Source organism: Streptomyces sp. cf386 (assembly GCF_900103585.1).
In the GTDB taxonomy this organism is placed as follows: domain Bacteria; phylum Actinomycetota; class Actinomycetes; order Streptomycetales; family Streptomycetaceae; genus Streptomyces.
In genome coordinates this window covers 114,699-131,855 of the sequence record NZ_FNHV01000006.1, presented here as the reverse complement: position 1 = coordinate 131,855, position 17,157 = coordinate 114,699, and the positions used below count along the sequence as shown (strand labels likewise).

Below are 17,157 nucleotides of genomic sequence, written 5' to 3'. Positions count from 1 at the left end.
CGTCCCTCCCCACCTCGCTATTTGCACATCCATGAGCAACAAACTATTCTGCTCATGGATGTGCAATTAACCGCTCCAGGGAGACCCCGATGCCCTTCCTAGCCACCACCCCCGTCGAGAAGATGACCGGGCCGTACGCACGGCGCTGGTGGGCGCTGCTGGTGCTGTGCCTGAGCCTGCTGATCGTGGTCATGGCAAACACGTCGCTGATCGTGGCCGCGCCCGACATGACCAAGGACCTGGGCCTGAGCAGCAGCGATCTGCAGTGGGTCATCGACGGCTACACCGTCCCGTACGCCGCGCTGATGCTGGTGCTGGGCTCGATCGGCGACAAGTACAGCCGCCGGGGCGCCCTGATCACGGGCCTCGTGATCTTCGCGGTCGGCGCGGTCACGGGCAGCCTGGTCGACGAGACCGGACTGGTCATTGCGGCCCGCGCGGTCATGGGCGTCGGCGCCGCCGTGGTCATGCCGGCCACGCTGTCCCTGCTGGTCGCGATCTTCCCCAGGGCGGAGCGCGCCAAGGCCATCACCGCCTGGACCGCCACCTCCGGCCTCGCCATCGCGGTGGGCCCGCTGGTCGCCGGCTGGCTCCTCGAGGACCACGCCTGGGGCTCGACCTTCCTGATCAACGTCCCGATCGCCGTCCTCGCCGTGATCGGCGCGCTCGCCCTGGTGCCGCCGTCGAAGGCCGAGGGGATGGGCCGGATCGACTACGTCGGCGGTCTGCTGTCGATCGTCTCCGTCGGCTCGCTGGTGTACGCGACCATCGAGGGCCCGCACTTCGGCTGGGGCGTCGGCCCGGTCACCGCGGCCGTGGTCGCGGGCGTGGGCCTGCTGGCCTTCGTCGCCTGGGAGCTGCGCCACCCGCGCCCCATGCTGGACGTGCGCAAGTTCGCCCAGCGGCCGTTCAGCGGCTCGATGCTGGCGGTGCTGTTCTTCTTCTTCGGCACCTTCGGCGCGCTCTACTACGCCACCCAGTTCCTGCAGTTCGTCCTCGGCTACGGCGCGCTGGAGACGGGCGTACGACTGCTGCCGCTGGCCGGAGCCGTGTTCGTCGGGGCCGCCGCCACCGGAAGGCTCACCCCGAAGCTGGGCGTCAAGGCCATGGTCGTCACCGGCATGGCGATCGGTACGGCGGGCGTCCTCCTGCTCACGCGGATCGAGTCGGGCTCGACGTACACCGACTTCCTGGCACCCCTGATGATGCTGGGCTTCGCCATCGGCCTGAGCGTGTCGCCGGCCACCGACACCATCATGGACTCCTTCCCCGAGTCCGAACTGGGCGTCGGCGGCGGCGCCAACGACACCGCCCTGGAGCTCGGCGGCGCCCTGGGCATCGCGATCCTCGGCTCCCTGCTGGGCACCGCATACCGCGACAAGCTGACCGACCTCGTCGGCACCAACCTCCCGCACACCGCGCTGGAGACGGCGAAGGACTCGGTCGGCGGCGGCCTGGCGGTCGCCGAGGAGGTCGCGAAGAACCCCGCCGGGGGCGTTCAGCAGGCGCAGGCCCTCATCGACGCGGTCCACGAGTCCTTCGCCCACAGCGTCGCCCAGACCAGCCTCATCGGCGGCATCATCATGGCCGCCGGCACGGCGATCGTCCTCGCGGTACTGCCCGGCCGCAGGCGCGCCGCGAAGCCCGCGCCGGACGAGGCGGTGCGGCCGAAGGAGGAGCGCGTGGGCGCGGCCTGAGGGCCCCAGAGCCGGCCGTGCCTGAGCGGCGCACGGCCTGGGCGGTGCCGGGAGGGGACACCCGGCACCGCCCCTTTGTCGTCAGCACCCTGGCGATGGCGATGGCGGTGGTGTTCGTCCTGACATACACCGTCACCCAAACGACCGTGCTCGCCGCCACCGCGCTCACCACGGCCCTCCTCCTGTCCGCGATTCCCCTGGCGCTGACGGTCACTGTGACGGCGCCTGCGGAGGTTGTTCGAGGGCAGTGAGGTGGGTGGGGTGCGGTCAGCGCTTCCTGCCGACGGAATGCAGGGTGATCGCGCAGGCCAGCGCCAGCACGAACAGGGCGCCGGACAGCGTCCCCGCGAACGGGGTATCAGCACCGGGTTCGGCGAACGGGGAGGCGTGGACCCGGGGCCACTTCACGACCACGTCGCCCGAAGCAGCGCGGTGCGCCCGGCATCGCCGCCCGCGGGCTTGTAATGGAGCGCGCCGCCGCGGCCGTCCGATGTCGTGCCGTGGACGAAGGCGTCGTCGTCGTTGGCAACAGCGTTGCCGAGGTCGCTCAGGATTCCGGACACTTGACGATCGGTCGGCTGCCCGCCGCCCTCGGGGATCTCGAGAAGGTGCAGGGTTCTCTCGCCGTCGACCACGCGCTGGGTCACCAGACGGTTCTCGGCGAATATCTGGGTGGCGGTGTCGGTCGCGGGCAGGTCCACCCGTACGACCTCGCCGGTCGCGTAGTGCCGGATCCGGTAGGTGTTCGTCTTCTGGACCCGCTCCAGCCCGAACCCGCCGTTGACCGCCACCGGAGTAGGCAGGTCCTCAACGGTCGAGCCGTCGTTGCCGACCCACGTCGACAGGCTCGACGGTTCGGCAGGCGATGGCGACGATAGATAGGCGGAGTTGTCCGCGGCGTTCAGGTGCGCCGGCCTTGTTGTCATGCGTTCCGCCCGCAGCGTGACGGACGGCATCCCGTCGACGTCCACCACCGCCGCCGAGGCCGGCGTCCAGGCCGGCAGCCCGGCCCCCACCGCCAGGACCACCGAGCCGACGGCCAGTCCCACCCCGCCCCGTCTCCCTCTCTTTCTCCCTTTCCCTCTGCCTCTTCCTCGCCTCGTTCGCACCACGCGCCCCCTGAGCACTTGAGTGCCGTCGACCGGCTGTCCGACCGGTCCGACCCATGGCACGGAGCACCGGTTGCGCGCGCCCGGCGGAAAGATCCGAACGGACTCGGGCCTACGCGAAACACACATTTGGGCGCCATGTGCCGTACCTGTGTGGGTCGTCCGGCATTCGTCTCACCGGCATCGGCCAGAGGCACCGGCTGAGGCCACACCCGCGGAATTGGATGGACACACCACGGTTCCGTGACCGATCATCTCCGGCATGATCCGTGCCGCCACTGAGAACGACGTCGCGGAGATCCGCGCGATGATCCGCGAACTAGCCGAGTACGAACGGGCTGTTGACCAGGCCCGGGCGACCGAGGAGCAGCTCCGCGAGGCGTTGTTCGGAGAACATCCCGCTGCTTCCGCACTGATCGCCGAGGACGACGAGACGGGCGAGGCAGTGGGCTATGCCCTGTGGTTCCCCCATTTCTCGTCCTGGACCGGCACCCGCGGCATGCACCTGGAGGACCTCTACGTACGGCCGCAGGCCCGAGGCGGCGGACATGGCAAGGCCCTGCTGGCCTCCCTGGCCGCGATCTGCGAGCGGAGAGGCTACGAGCGCTTCGAGTGGTGGGTCCTGGCCTGGAACGAGCCGACGATCGACTTCTACAAGTCGCTCGGCGTGGACTTCCTGGACGAGTGGAGGGTGTGCCGACTGAGCGGTGAGCCCCTCAGGGAACTCGCCGCCCAGGTCCCGGCTGTCGCCAACCAGCCCCCGGCACTGTAGGACGGACGGAGCGCCGTGCAACCTCCTGTCGCAGCGGTCATCGAAGCCCATGGGATGCTGCAAAGGCTCGTGGCCGACCTGAACGACCGGCAGGTCGCCGAGGCATCCGCCCTTCCGGGCTGGTCACGCGGCCACGTCCTGGCGCACCTCACCGACAACGCGAGAATGTTCGCCCGTCTCGCGGAGCATGCCCTGCGCGGTGAGCTCGTGGCGGGTTACGACCGCGGGGTGGACGAGCGCAACGCGATCATCGAGGCCACGGCGGGCCGCAGCGCCGCCGAGCACCGTGCGGAACTCGCCGCTCACACGGCCGGGCTGGAAGCAGCCTGGTCACGCGCCGCCGACGTGGACTGGAGCCGTCCCGTCACCTTCCGCAACGCGGACCTCGCAGCCACGGTCTTCGCGCGCTGGCGCGAGGTATGGATCCACATGGTCGACCTGGAACTCGGCGTACGGCCGGACGACTGGCCCGAAGACCTGGCCGCCCATGCCATCGCCTTCCTCCTCGGCCGCCTCCCGACAGGCACACGCCTGCGTGCCGAGGACGTGGCCCACCAATGGTCCGTCGGCGATGAGCGGCCGGGCACAGTGGTCACCGGACACGTACGCGACCTGGCGGCCTGGTTGGCCGGACGTACGCCCACGATCTCACCGGTGGCGGCGGAGGGACTGCCCGCTCTCGGCCCCTGGCCGCCCCATCCGCCACAGCGAAGGGACCGTGTGTGACGTCTTCGCCGGCCAGAGTGTGAAGGGCGATCACGCGGCACTCTCTATGCGGCGGGTCCTGGGTTGTTGCCGCGTTGAGGGTCCTGAACTGACAGATGACCGAGTCGCTCGGCGAGGGAATCGATGTGCGCCGGCTGAGCCAGGAGGGACATCGCCGCTTCCTGTCTGCGATGGAGCGCGTCGACGTCTTGACGCAACCTGCGAAGGCGAGCACGCAGCCGCAATCGCGTCAGCCATGGGTGCCACAGTGCCCGGAGCAGATGTTGGGCTGTCGCCTGCCGATATTCCTCGCTCTGCGCCATGAGTTCTTCAAGAGACTCACCCAGGACACCGCCAAGGCGGAGATCAATCAGTCCGATGACCTCGCATTGCACAGCACGTTCCTCGCCGCCTCCGGCGAAGTCCATGACCCTGCGCGGTATACCGGCCGAAAGCGCAGCCACCACAAACTCCGAGATTGCCTCCCGCTGGGCCTGCTCGGCGTCACGGCCGTCCTCCAAGACCGCCGTGACGCCAAAACGCGCCGTGGCAAGCCGTCGTTCCCCGACCAAGTACCGGGACGAGCTCTCCCTCCGGCTCGGCACGATGTCGCATACCCTCTCGCGCACCGCCGCGACGCGGAGGAGCTGTTGCATGACCGCTGCGCGCAGCTGCCGGCGCTCCTGGTTCCTGGACAGGTAGTTGGTCACAGCGGCGCCGACGACACCACCGGCCGTCGTGTACGCCAGGTCTATCCATCCAGGAATGGAAGCCACCTCACTGTGCCCGCTTGCGTTTCGATGCGCCGTTGACCACATTCGAGCTTTGGCGTGTACGCAAAAACTCCCGACCCGTATATCTCCAGGTCGGGAGTTCTTTCCGGAGTGCCCCCGGCAGGATTCGAACCTGCGCACACGGCTCCGGAGGCCGTTGCTCTATCCCCTGAGCTACGGGGGCGTGTCGGGCGCCTTGCTTGGCGGCGACGGGTAGAACCCTACCAGCTTCAGGGGGGTGTTCATGAACGGTTTTCGGGTGGTGGCACCCGGCGCTACCTGGGGTGGCTCGCCCGCAGGGGGTGGAAGTCGGGAAAACCCGGACGCGGTGGCCGGTCCCGACCTACTCTCGAGTTGTGCCAGGCGCGTCGGGCCGGGTGCTTGTTGTGGACGACAACAAGGTCATCCGGCAGCTGATCAGGGTCAATCTCGAGCTGGAGGGGCTTGAGGTCGTGACCGCGGCCGATGGTGCCGAGTGTCTGGAAGTCGTTCATCAGGTGCGGCCCGATGTGATCACCCTGGATGTGGTCATGCCCCGCCTGGACGGGCTGCGGACCGCCGCTCGGCTCCGCTCCGACCCCCGTACTCGCGACCTTCCCGTCGCCATCATCAGCGCCTGCGCTCAGCACGAGGTCGACAGCGGCCTCGACGTCGGCGTCGACGCCTTCCTCGCCAAGCCCTTCGCACCCGCTGAACTCATCAGTCTCGTACGGCGGTTGATCGAGCGGAGCCGGGTCGCCGAGGGGAGCGGCGAGCTGGGCGGCCGGGGCGGCGGCGGTCGAGCCGACCGCCGGAGTGCCGGCGAGGCCGTCCTCGGGAGTGTCTGCGGGGCCGAGGAGGCCGCCGGACGTACCGGAGGCTGACACCCTGGTCGTGGCACACCCGAGCCAACACCCAGGGGCGTACCTACGTCCGCAGCCGATCAGCACCCATGCCCGCAGCCCATCAGCCCCCGGCCGACACCCCCGCTGACGCCCGGCTGACATCCCACTGACGCTCCCGGCCAACACCCCGGCACCGCCCCCGACCCATTCCGCCGCCGTCAGCCACCGTCCCCGCAGCTCACCCCGCTGCCGCCACCGCCCCCCCGGCCGTCCACATCGCGGGACCCCGCCAAACCCGTTCGCATACCCACCCCCCTCCTCCCATACGCTTGTCCCGTGACCCCCGTCGAGCTCTCCCGTACCGTGCTGTGCGCGGTGCGTCGCGCTGTCGACGAGGGGGAGCTGCACGTCGCCGTGCCGGAGCGGGCCGTCGTCACCGCTCCCGGGCCCGGTGGCTGTGGCGACTACGCCACCAGCATCGCCCTCCAGCTCGCCCGCCCGGCCGGACAGCCGCCCCTGCGCGTCGCCGAGATCCTCAAGACGCGGCTCGCCGACAGCGACGGCGTACGCGACGTCGTCATCACCGGGCCGGGGTTCATCAACATCAGCCTGCGTGACACCGCGCCCACCGCCCTCGTCGAGGAGATCCTCCGGCGCGGCATCCGGTACGGGTACGCCCAGGGACTCGCCTACGAGTACGCCCAGGGGCTCGCCCCGGAACCCTCCGCGGACCTCGTGCAACTGTCCTGTCCGCCAGAGGTGCGGGCCGTGGTCGTGATGGACGCCGTCGCGCGGATCCTGCGATCGCAGGGGGCCGCCGTCCGCACCCGGTGCGAGGCCGAGCTCCCGTCGCGGTGGACCGACATCCTGGGCGTACGAGTCGAAGCGCACCGCACGCAGAAGTCACCCGCCCGGCTCAACGTCCGGGTACATCCGGTGCCGGCCCCTGCCGACCCCCTCCCGCTCGGCCGTGACGCCGCCCGCTGGGCCCTCCTCCACCCGGCCGCCCACGACCGGCCCCGCATCACCGACGAGCACCTCGTCCAGCGCGAGACCAACCCCCTCTTCCGCGTCCGCTACGCCCACGCCCGCACCCGGGCCCTCCACCGCAACGCCGCCGACCTGGGCTTCACCGCGGAAGCCGGGCCGCTGGAACTCGGGTCCGTCGAGCCCGGAGCCGTGGAGCGGAGGTCAGTGGAGCCCCACCCCACCGTGCCCCAGCCCACCGTGCCCCGGCCCACCGAACCCCAGCCCGCCAACCACGCGCACCGCACCCACGACGACGGACACCCCGCCCCCCTCGCGCACCCCACCCCCCTCCTCCCCCTCCTCGCCGACCACCCCCGAGTCCTGGCCCAATCCGCAGCCCACCGCACCCCCGACCGTCTCGCCCGGCACCTCGTCACCGTCGCCGATGCCGTCCTCCCGCTGCTGCCCGCCGTGCTCCCCCGAGGCGCGGAGAAACCCTCGGCCGCCCACCGTGCCCGGCTCGCCCTTGCCGAAGCCGCCGGGACGGTGCTGGCCGGTGGCCTGTCCCTGCTCGGCATCGACGCACCCGAACACCTCTGAGAGAGCCGAAGAGAAGACCGATGAGCCGTTCCGCACACCCCGCCGGGCCCCGTCACGCCGACGTCCTCCCCGAGGGCCACTACTCCGCCCCGCCCGCCGACCTCAACGACCTCGACCCCAAGGTGTGGGCCCAGACCGTCGCCCGTGACGCCGAAGGCACGGTCACCGTGGGCGGTGTCGACGTGAAGACCCTCGCCGAACAGCACGGCACCCCCGCCTACATCCTCGACGAAGCCGACTTCCGCGCCCGGGCCCGCGCCTGGCGCGGCGCCTTCGGGGCCGACGCCGACGTCTTCTACGCCGGCAAGGCGTTCCTCTCCCGCGCCATCGTGCGCTGGCTGCACGAGGAGGGGCTCAACCTCGACGTCTGCTCCGGCGGCGAGCTGGCCACCGCCCTCTCCGCCGGCATGCCCGCCGACCGCATCGCCTTCCACGGCAACAACAAGTCCACGGAAGAGATCACCAGGGCCATCGAGAACGGCGTCGGACGGATCGTTCTCGACTCCTTCCAGGAGATCGTGCGCGTCGCCCACATCGCGCAGTCCCTCGGCAAGCGGCAGCGGGTCCAGATCCGGATCACCGTCGGCGTGGAAGCGCACACGCACGAGTTCATCGCCACCGCCCACGAGGACCAGAAGTTCGGCATCCCCCTCGCAGGCGGTCAGGCTGCGGAGGCCGTCCGCCGCGCGCTCCAGCTCGACGGGCTGGAGCTGATCGGGATCCACTCGCACATCGGGTCGCAGATCTTCGACATGTCCGGCTTCGAGGTCGCCGCGCATCGGGTGGTCGGGCTGCTCAAGGACATCCGCGACGAGCACGGGGTCGAGCTTCCCGAGATCGACCTCGGGGGCGGCCTCGGTATCGCCTACACCAGCGACGACGACCCCCGCGAGCCTCACGAGATCGCCAAGGCGCTCACCGAGATCGTCACCCGTGAGTGTGAGGGCGCCAAGCTGCGCACGCCCCGCATCTCCGTCGAGCCCGGTCGTGCCATCGTCGGTCCGACCGCCTTCACGCTCTACGAGGTCGGCACCGTCAAGCCTCTCGACGGGCTGCGGACGTACGTCTCCGTCGACGGCGGCATGTCCGACAACATTCGCACGGCGCTGTACGACGCGGAGTACAGCGTCGCCCTCGTCTCCCGTGTCTCCGATGCCGCGCCGATGCTCGCCCGTGTCGTCGGCAAGCACTGCGAGAGCGGGGACATCGTGGTCAAGGACGCGTTTCTGCCGGCCGACCTGGCACCGGGTGACCTCATCGCCGTACCGGCCACGGGTGCCTACTGCCGGTCCATGGCCAGCAACTACAACCACGTGCTCCGGCCGCCCGTCGTCGCCGTGCACGACGGCGAGTCCCGGGTGATCGTCCGCCGGGAGACGGAGGAGGACCTCCTGCGTCTCGACGTCGGATAGCCCGCCCCGAATCCGGGCCGAATCCGGGGCGGAAGATCTCCTGTCTTCCACCCCTGTACAAATGAAATAGATGTCTCACGATCCGGACGAAGGGCAGAAACTCCCGTCCGGTGAGTGAGACTGGTGCAACCGTAGACGGTATGAGGAAACGAGGTCGGATGATGCGTACGCGTCCGCTGAAGGTGGCGCTGCTGGGCTGTGGAGTGGTCGGCTCAGAGGTGGCGCGCATCATGACGACGCACGCCGACGACCTCGCCGCCCGGATCGGGGCCCCCGTCGAGCTCGCGGGCGTGGCCGTACGGCGTCCCTCCAAGGTTCGTGAGGGCATCGACCCCGCGCTCGTCACCACCGACGCCACCGCCCTCGTCAAACGCGGCGACATCGACGTCGTGGTCGAGGTCATCGGCGGCATCGAGCCCGCCCGCACCCTCATCACCACCGCCTTCGAGCACGGCGCGTCCGTCGTGTCCGCGAACAAGGCGCTCCTCGCCCAGGACGGGGCCGCCCTCCACGCGGTGGCCGAGGCGAACAGCAAGGACCTCTACTACGAGGCCGCCGTCGCCGGAGCCATCCCGCTGATCCGCCCGCTGCGCGAGTCCCTCGCCGGCGACAAGGTCAACCGGGTGCTCGGCATCGTCAATGGGACGACGAACTTCATCCTCGACAAGATGGACTCGACCGGGGCCGGTTATCAGGAGGCCCTCGACGAGGCCACCGCCCTGGGGTACGCGGAAGCCGACCCGACCGCCGACGTCGAAGGGTTCGACGCCGCCGCCAAGGCCGCGATCCTCGCCGGTATCGCCTTCCACACGCGCGTGCGTCTCGACGACGTCTACCGCGAGGGCATGACCGAGGTGACCTCGGCCGACTTCGCCTCCGCCAGGGAGATGGGCTGCACCATCAAGCTGCTCGCCATCTGCGAGCGGGCGGAGGACGGGGCGTCCGTCACCGCGCGCGTGCACCCCGCGATGATCCCGCTGACCCATCCGCTCGCCTCCGTGCGCGGCGCGTACAACGCCGTGTTCGTCGAGTCGGACGCCTCCGGTCAGCTCATGTTCTACGGCCCCGGCGCGGGCGGCTCCCCGACCGCGTCCGCCGTGCTCGGCGACCTCGTCGCCGTCTGCCGCAACCGACTCAGCGGGGCAACGGGGCCCGGCGAGTCGGCGTACGCCGCCCTGCCCGTCTCGCCCATGGGCGAGGTCGTCACGCGCTACCACATCAGCCTCGACGTCGCCGACAAACCGGGTGTTCTCGCCCAGGTGGCGACCGTGTTCGCAGAGCACGGAGTCTCGATCGATACGGTGCGTCAGCAGGGCAAGGACGGCGAGGCCTCCCTCGTCGTCGTCACCCACCGAGCGTCCGACGCGGCCCTCAGCGGGACCGTCGAGGCGTTGCGCAAGCTCGACACCGTGCGGGGTGTCGCCAGCATCATGCGGGTTGAAGGAGAGTAACCAGCAATGACCCACCAGTGGCGCGGAATCATCGAGGAGTACCGGGACCGGCTGCCCGTCTCCGACACCACGCCGGTCGTGACGCTCCGCGAGGGCGGTACGCCCCTCGTGCCCGCGCAGGTGCTCTCCGAGCGCACGGGCTGCGAGGTCCACCTCAAGGTGGAGGGTGCGAACCCGACCGGGTCCTTCAAGGACCGCGGTATGACCATGGCCATCAGCAAGGCCAAGGAGGAGGGGGCCAAGGCGGTCATCTGCGCCTCCACCGGCAACACCTCCGCCTCGGCCGCCGCCTACGCCGTGCGCGCGGGCATGGTTTCGGCCGTTCTCGTCCCGCAGGGCAAGATCGCGCTCGGCAAGATGGGGCAGGCCCTCGTCCACGGCGCGAAGATCCTCCAGGTCGACGGCAACTTCGACGACTGCCTCACGCTCGCCCGCGACCTGAGCGACAACTACCCTGTGGCGCTGGTCAATTCGGTCAACCCGGTGCGTATCGAGGGGCAGAAGACGGCCGCCTTCGAGATCGTGGACATGCTGGGCGACGCCCCCGACATCCACGTCCTGCCGGTGGGCAACGCGGGCAACATCACCGCGTACTGGAAGGGCTACAAGGAGTACGCCGCCGACGGTGTCTCGAAGCAGACCCCGCGCATGTGGGGTTTCCAGGCCTCCGGCTCCGCGCCCATCGTGCGCGGCGAGATCGTCAAGGACCCGTCGACCATCGCCACCGCCATCCGCATCGGCAACCCGGCGTCCTGGCAGTTCGCCCTGGCGGCGAAGGACGAGTCCGGCGGGTTCATCGACGAGGTGACGGACCGTGAAATCCTGCGCGCCTACCGGCTGTTGGCCGCTCAGGAGGGCGTCTTCGTGGAGCCCGCCTCCGCCGCGTCCGTGGCCGGTCTGCTGAAGGCCGCCGAGCAGGGCAAGGTCGACCCGGGGCAGAAGATCGTGTGCACCGTCACCGGTAACGGCCTCAAGGACCCCGACTGGGCCGTCGCCGGCGCCCCGCAGCCCGTCACCGTCCCGGTCGACGCGGCGACGGCGGCCGAGCGGCTCGGGCTGGCGTAAAGGGACGAACGGGGGCCCACACCCCGTCGTAGCGACGCCACGCCCGGTCGCAGTAGGCTCGCGTATGCGAGTAAGAGGGCGCTCACCTGGGGAACTTCCCTACGGGGGGTGCACAGGGGGCTTACGACACGCATCGTGCGCCTCCTGTGCGCCCTATGTCGCCACAGAACCTACCTTCGATAGGCTGTACTGAACCCGCCCGCCGCATATGCCTCCGCATGGGGCACGTGGCCGCGCCGTCTCCGCGGCCCGGAAGCGGCAGGGGCACGCCACCGGCCTCGCGGCCGGCCGCGGCTCCAGGGTCCGTCGTACGTCATCGAATGTCTTCGACAATCACGCAGCTCAAGGAGAGTCATCGAGCGATGGCCGGTCCAGCGTTCCGCGCCGCCGCCGTCCGGGTGCGCGTCCCCGCCACCAGCGCCAACCTCGGCCCGGGCTTCGACGCCCTAGGCCTGTCGCTGGGGCTCTACGACGACGTCGTCGTCCGGGTGGCCGACTCCGGGCTGCACATCGACATCGCGGGTGAGGGCAGCGAGACGCTGCCACGTGACGAAAACCACCTTCTCGTACGTTCCCTGCGTACCGCCTTCGACCTTCTCGGCGGCCAGCCGCGCGGACTGGAGATCGTCTGCGCCAACCGCATCCCGCACGGCCGCGGCCTCGGCTCCTCGTCGGCCGCCATCTGCGCCGGCATCGTCGCCGCACGCGCCGTGACCATAGGCGGCGACTCCAAGCTCGACGACGCCGCGCTGCTCGAGCTCGCGACCGAGATCGAGGGGCACCCCGACAACGTGGCGGCCTGTCTGCTCGGCGGTTTCACCCTCTCCTGGATGGAGGGCGGCGCCGCGCGGGCGATCAGGATGGATCCCGCCGATTCCATCGTTCCGGTGGTTTTCGTGCCCGGAAAGCCGGTCCTCACCGAGACCGCACGCGGACTGCTCCCGCGCACCGTGCCGCATGTCGACGCCGCCACCAACGCGGGCCGTGCCGCCCTGCTCGTCGAGGCCCTGACCAGGCGCCCCGAGCTGCTGCTGCCCGCCACCGAGGACCGTCTCCACCAGGAGTACCGCGCACCGGCGATGCCCGAGAGCGCGGCGCTGGTGGAGCGGCTGCGGGCCGACGGAGTCCCGGCGGTCATCTCCGGCGCGGGCCCCACCGTTCTGGCACTGGCCGATGACGACAGTGCCGACAAGGTCGCCCATCTGGCAGGCGAGGGGTGGGCCGCCAACCGGCTCGACCTCGACGCCCAGGGAGCGAGCGTGCTGCCGCTTGCGACCTGACACACGGTTGCCGGATTTCGAGAGGGGGAATGTTTGTTGGATCCGGTAGTGTTAACCTCAAGTCTGCACCCGACCCCACCATGGCGAGGTGCTTTGTGTCCCCGTCCGGGACAGACATCCTTCCGGGAGCCTCCCAAGCCGCACTGTGTTTCGTACGACGTACGCGGGCAGTACCTCGTACGCGGGCACTGAGCGACTTGCCGGGCACGCTCCGGAACCGGTGCGACCAAGCCACGTGACACAGACACTCCGTGTCACAGCTTTGGGAAGCGCCATCCCAGATATTTCCTCCGCCGCTATGGGCGGACCACCGCCCCGGCGCGGTCCACACACCAAGGACCGAAGCCGGACAGCACAAACGGTCGCCGAGCCAGACAGGCCGACGTCCGCTCCAGGGAAGGACCCTTCGTGAGCGACACCACCGATCTGATGGGCGCACGTGTCGAGGAGACCGCTGCCGCGCCCGCCACGGACGCCTCCGCGCCTGCCACCGGTGCCGGCTCCCGGCGGCGCCGCGGTACCGGCCTCGAGGGCATGGTGCTGGCAGAGCTGCAGCAGGTCGCATCCGGCCTCGGTATCAAGGGCACCGCGCGCATGCGCAAGAGCCAGCTGATCGAGGTCATCAAGGAGGCGCAGGCCGGGGGAGGTGCCGCGGCTCCCAAGACGGAGTCCGCCACCGAGACCAAGCCCAAGCGCCGCGCCACCTCCAAGGCCCGTACCGGCGACGACGCCGAGAAGAAGGCGGAGAAGGCGGCTGAGGCCCCCGCCGAGAAGGCCGTGGCCCAGCAGCAGATCGAGATTCCCGGCCAGCCCGCCAGCGAGGACGCGCCGGCCGAGCGCCGCCGTCGCCGCGCCACCGCCGACGCGGGCGCCCCGGCCGCCGCGCCCGAGACGGTCGCCGCCGAGGCCAAGAGCGAGCCGAAGGCCGAGACGCCCGCGCAGTCGCAGGGCGACGCCGGTGAGGGCGGCGAGGGCCGCCGCGGTCGTGACCGCCGTGACCGCGGCCGGGACCGTGACCGCGGTGACCGCCGCAAGAGCGACGACCAGCAGGGTGGCGGCCGTCAGGACCGCCAGCAGGACCGTCAGCAGGGCCAGCAGCAGGGCGGCGGCCGTCAGGACCGCCAGGACCGTCAGCGTGACAACGGCCCGCAGGACGACGACGACTTCGAGGGTGGCCGCCGTGGCCGTCGCGGGCGTTACCGCGACCGCCGGGGTCGTCGTGGCCGCGACGACGTGCAGGAGCCGCAGGTCGCCGACGACGACGTCCTGATCCCCGTCGCGGGCATCCTGGACATCCTCGACAACTACGCCTTCATCCGTACGTCGGGCTACCTGCCGGGTCCCAACGACGTGTACGTCTCCCTCGCCCAGGTCCGCAAGAACGGCCTGCGCAAGGGTGACCACATCACCGGTGCGGTCCGTCAGCCCAAGGAAGGCGAGCGGCGCGAGAAGTTCAACGCGCTGGTCCGCCTGGACTCCGTCAACGGCATGGCGCCCGAATCCGGGCGTGGACGACCGGAGTTCAACAAGCTGACGCCGCTGTACCCGCAGGACCGCCTCCGTCTGGAGACGGACCCGGGCATCCTCACCACCCGCATCATCGACCTCGTCGCGCCGATCGGTAAGGGCCAGCGCGGTCTGATCGTGGCCCCGCCGAAGACCGGCAAGACCATGATCATGCAGGCCATCGCCAACGCGATCACGCACAACAACCCCGAGTGCCACCTGATGGTCGTCCTGGTCGACGAGCGTCCGGAAGAGGTCACCGACATGCAGCGGTCGGTCAAGGGCGAGGTCATCTCCTCGACCTTCGACCGTCCGGCCGAGGACCACACCACGGTCGCCGAGCTCGCCATCGAGCGCGCCAAGCGTCTGGTGGAGCTGGGCCACGACGTCGTCGTGCTGCTCGACTCGATCACGCGTCTGGGCCGTGCGTACAACCTCGCCGCCCCGGCCTCCGGCCGCATCCTGTCCGGTGGTGTCGACTCGACCGCCCTGTACCCGCCGAAGCGCTTCTTCGGTGCGGCCCGCAACATCGAGGACGGCGGCTCGCTGACCATCCTCGCCACCGCGCTGGTGGACACCGGGTCCCGCATGGACGAGGTCATCTTCGAGGAGTTCAAGGGCACCGGCAACGCCGAGCTCAAGCTCGACCGCAAGCTCGCGGACAAGCGCATCTTCCCGGCGGTGGACGTCGACGCGTCCGGTACCCGTAAGGAAGAGATCCTGCTCGGCAGCGACGAGCTGGCCATCGTGTGGAAGCTGCGCCGGGTGCTGCACGCGCTCGACTCGCAGCAGGCGATCGAGCTGCTTCTCGACAAGATGAAGCAGACGAAGTCGAACGCCGAGTTCCTGCTGCAGATTCAGAAGACGACGCCGACGCCCGGAAACGGCGACTGAGCACAAGCGGTCCCAACGAGGCCGCCCCACGTCATTCAGTGACGTGGGGCGGCCTTTTGGCGCTGATAGGGACGGGCGTGTTCGTGTGCCTCTTCCTACTCATGCATCCCTGGGGGGACCTTCTTGACCACCACCCCGTCCGGCAGCGGTCGTCACAGACGCCGGATACGTTTCGGGCTGCCCGTCGCCGCCGCCGGCCTCGCCGCGGCCGTTGCCGCCGCGCTGCTGACCTCGTCCGCGGATGCCGCGACCGCGCTGCCCGAGCCCACCGTGAAGCCCGCCACCAGTTCCGCCTCGCTCGCCGAGCTGGAGCGGCGCGTCGCGGGTGCCGTCGCCGGTGACGACACCGCGGGGGAGACGGCGAAGAAGTCGTCGTACAGCGCGAGCACCAGCGGCTCCTCCGACGACTCCACCGTGAGCCCCATGGTCATCGGCGGCACGACGACCAGCATCACGTCGGCGCCCTGGATGGCGCAGCTCTGGTACTACGACGACCAGGGCACCACCGACGAGGCCGACGACCTCGGGTTCTTCTGCGGCGGCGCCGTCGTAGCGCCGACGAAGATCCTCACCGCCGCGCACTGCGTCAAGGGCTACGACTGGTACAACTACGGCGCCGTCATCACCGGCACCGCCCAGCTGCCCACCACGGACGACGCCGGCAACAGCGACCTGCACGGCGGCACCGTCACGCTGCCGCACCGGCAGTGGTACCACCCGTCGTACAGCGCGACGACGATCGACAACGACATCGCCGTCGTCACCCTGGCCAACCCGGTCAAGGCGACGCCGATCCGGATGACGACGTCCGGTGACACCGCCTCGTACGCCGCCGGGACGAGCGCCAAGGTCTACGGCTGGGGCCGGACCAGCTCCACCAGCCAGGACATCTCGGACACGCTGAAGACGGCCACACTGCCGATCCAGTCCGACAGCACCTGCACCGGCTACTACGGCAGCGAGTTCATCAAGGGCCACATGGTCTGTGCGGGCACGCCGGCCAGCGGCAGCGACAGCGGGACCACCTCCGCCTGCAACGGTGACTCCGGCGGGCCGCTCGTCGTGAACGGCCGGATCGTCGGTGTCGTCTCCTGGGGTGTGCAGGACTGTGTGGCCGAGGGTGCGTACAGCGTCTTCGCCAAGGTCAGCTCCTACGTCGGTGCCGCCTACCCGCGGGTCGACGACACCAACATCAGCGGTGACCACCGGGCCGACCTGTGGCTGCGCAACGCCTCCACCAAGACCGGGTACTCGAAGGACTCCAACGGCACGTCGTTCGCCGCGCGCGAGTCCTGGGGCAACTGGGACGGCGTCAACGTCGTCCTCCAGACCGACCTCGACCGGGACGGCTACCAGGACCTGCTGTACCGGCGCAGCGCCGACGGCGACCTGTTCTGGTCGCACTACGTGCCGGCCAGCGGCACCTGGGCCACCAAGCAGATCGCCGACAACTGGAAGACCCGCACCCGCATCGTCGTCCCGGGTGATGTCACCGGCGACTACAAGCCCGACCTGCTCTCGGTCGACTCCGGCGGCTACCTCTGGATCTACCCGGGCAACGGCAACGGCACGTTCGGGACCCGGGTGAAGGTCGGCTCCGGCTGGAACCAGTACAACTCCCTGCGCGGACACGGTGACTTCACCGGCGACGGCAAGACCGACCTGATCGCGCGCAGCTCGTCCGGCGGCTACATCTACCTGTTCAAGGGCACCGGCAAGTCCGGCACCGGCGCCTTCGCCACCCGCGTCAAGGTCCGCACGTGGGCGACGTACAACGGCTTCGACGCCGTCGGCGACGTCACCGGCGACGGCAAGGCCGACTTCCTGGCCCGCAACTCCTCCGGCACGCTCTACCTGTACCCGGGCACCGGAAAGGCCACGAGCGAGATCTTTGCCACACCGAAGTCCGTCGGCACGGATTTCAAGCAGTACGACATCTTCGGCTGAAATCGCAGGTGAGACGGGACCACCCGGGATCACCGACCACGGACCGTGCCCACCGCTCCTCGGCGGTGGGCACGGTCCGTTGTGCAACCCTTCTCCGAGTTTCCCCGTCTGACCGGACGGGGTCACGATGGTGTGGTACGCGCCAAATGGCCA

15 protein-coding genes and 1 tRNA gene are annotated in these 17,157 nt (G+C 70.0%); 13 read left to right on the top strand and 3 right to left on the bottom strand.

Annotation, left to right across the window (positions count from 1 at the left end; translation table 11 throughout):
* Positions 1–89 precede the first annotated feature (89 nt).
* Positions 90–1,697, top strand: a complete 1,608-nt coding sequence (locus tag BLU79_RS16905) for an MFS transporter (RefSeq protein WP_093906610.1) — start codon at positions 90–92, stop codon at positions 1,695–1,697.
* A gap of 17 nt (positions 1,698–1,714) precedes the next feature.
* Complete coding sequence (locus tag BLU79_RS16900) at positions 1,715–1,948, top strand: hypothetical protein (protein ID WP_093906609.1); 234 nt, start codon at positions 1,715–1,717, stop codon at positions 1,946–1,948.
* Positions 1,949–1,964: 16 nt separating this feature from the next.
* Here BLU79_RS16900 and BLU79_RS48255 read toward each other — a convergent pair whose 3' ends face one another.
* Together BLU79_RS48255 and BLU79_RS16895 are read right to left on the bottom strand one after the other, a co-directional pair.
* The gene (locus BLU79_RS48255) at positions 1,965–2,105 is read right to left on the bottom strand and encodes a hypothetical protein (protein ID WP_177001047.1); all 141 of its coding nucleotides are present in this window, start codon (positions 2,103–2,105) and stop codon (positions 1,965–1,967) included.
* Positions 2,102–2,746: a hypothetical protein gene (locus tag BLU79_RS16895; protein ID WP_093906608.1), complete on the bottom strand. Its 645-nt coding sequence runs from the start codon at positions 2,744–2,746 to the stop codon at positions 2,102–2,104. The genes BLU79_RS48255 and BLU79_RS16895 overlap by 4 nt, the downstream gene beginning before the upstream one ends.
* A 322-nt stretch (positions 2,747–3,068) precedes the next feature.
* On the opposite strand from BLU79_RS16895, the gene BLU79_RS16890 reads away from it, so the two are divergent.
* From BLU79_RS16890 to BLU79_RS48250, 3 genes are all read left to right on the top strand, one after another.
* Complete coding sequence (locus BLU79_RS16890; RefSeq protein ID WP_093906607.1) at positions 3,069–3,578, top strand: GNAT family N-acetyltransferase; 510 nt, start codon at positions 3,069–3,071, stop codon at positions 3,576–3,578.
* Positions 3,579–3,632: 54 nt separating this feature from the next.
* Entirely contained in the window at positions 3,633–4,304 is a 672-nt protein-coding gene (locus BLU79_RS16885; protein WP_093906606.1) for a maleylpyruvate isomerase family mycothiol-dependent enzyme, read from the top strand.
* Positions 4,305–4,399: 95 nt separating this feature from the next.
* Positions 4,400–5,095, top strand: coding sequence for a hypothetical protein (locus tag BLU79_RS48250; RefSeq protein ID WP_177001046.1), 696 nt, complete (start codon positions 4,400–4,402; stop codon positions 5,093–5,095).
* Between the two features lie 73 nt (positions 5,096–5,168).
* On the opposite strand, the gene BLU79_RS16875 is transcribed toward BLU79_RS48250, so the two are convergent.
* Positions 5,169–5,240, bottom strand: a tRNA-Arg gene (locus tag BLU79_RS16875).
* 172 nt (positions 5,241–5,412) lie between these two features.
* On the opposite strand from BLU79_RS16875, the gene BLU79_RS16870 reads away from it, so the two are divergent.
* From BLU79_RS16870 to BLU79_RS16835, 8 genes are all read left to right on the top strand, one after another.
* Entirely contained in the window at positions 5,413–5,919 is a 507-nt protein-coding gene (locus BLU79_RS16870) for a response regulator (RefSeq protein WP_256333349.1), read from the top strand.
* A gap of 297 nt (positions 5,920–6,216) precedes the next feature.
* Complete coding sequence (gene nrtL / locus BLU79_RS16865; protein ID WP_093906604.1) at positions 6,217–7,449, top strand: ArgS-related anticodon-binding protein NrtL; 1,233 nt, start codon at positions 6,217–6,219, stop codon at positions 7,447–7,449.
* 20 nt (positions 7,450–7,469) lie between these two features.
* Positions 7,470–8,861, top strand: coding sequence for a diaminopimelate decarboxylase (gene lysA / locus BLU79_RS16860; protein ID WP_093906603.1), 1,392 nt, complete (start codon positions 7,470–7,472; stop codon positions 8,859–8,861).
* A 161-nt stretch (positions 8,862–9,022) separates the two neighbouring features.
* Positions 9,023–10,312, top strand: coding sequence for a homoserine dehydrogenase (locus BLU79_RS16855; RefSeq protein WP_093906926.1), 1,290 nt, complete (start codon positions 9,023–9,025; stop codon positions 10,310–10,312).
* Positions 10,313–10,318: 6 nt separating this feature from the next.
* A complete protein-coding gene (gene thrC / locus BLU79_RS16850; protein ID WP_093906602.1) occupies positions 10,319–11,377 on the top strand; it encodes a threonine synthase in 1,059 nt (352 codons plus the stop codon).
* Between the two features lie 362 nt (positions 11,378–11,739).
* Positions 11,740–12,657, top strand: coding sequence for a homoserine kinase (thrB, locus tag BLU79_RS16845; RefSeq protein WP_093906601.1), 918 nt, complete (start codon positions 11,740–11,742; stop codon positions 12,655–12,657).
* Positions 12,658–13,065: 408 nt separating this feature from the next.
* Complete coding sequence (gene rho / locus BLU79_RS16840) at positions 13,066–15,057, top strand: transcription termination factor Rho (protein WP_093906600.1); 1,992 nt, start codon at positions 13,066–13,068, stop codon at positions 15,055–15,057.
* Positions 15,058–15,222: 165 nt separating this feature from the next.
* Positions 15,223–17,004 (top strand): trypsin-like serine protease, encoded by a 1,782-nt coding sequence (locus BLU79_RS16835; protein WP_093906925.1) that lies wholly within the window; start codon positions 15,223–15,225, stop codon positions 17,002–17,004.
* Positions 17,005–17,157 lie beyond the last annotated feature (153 nt).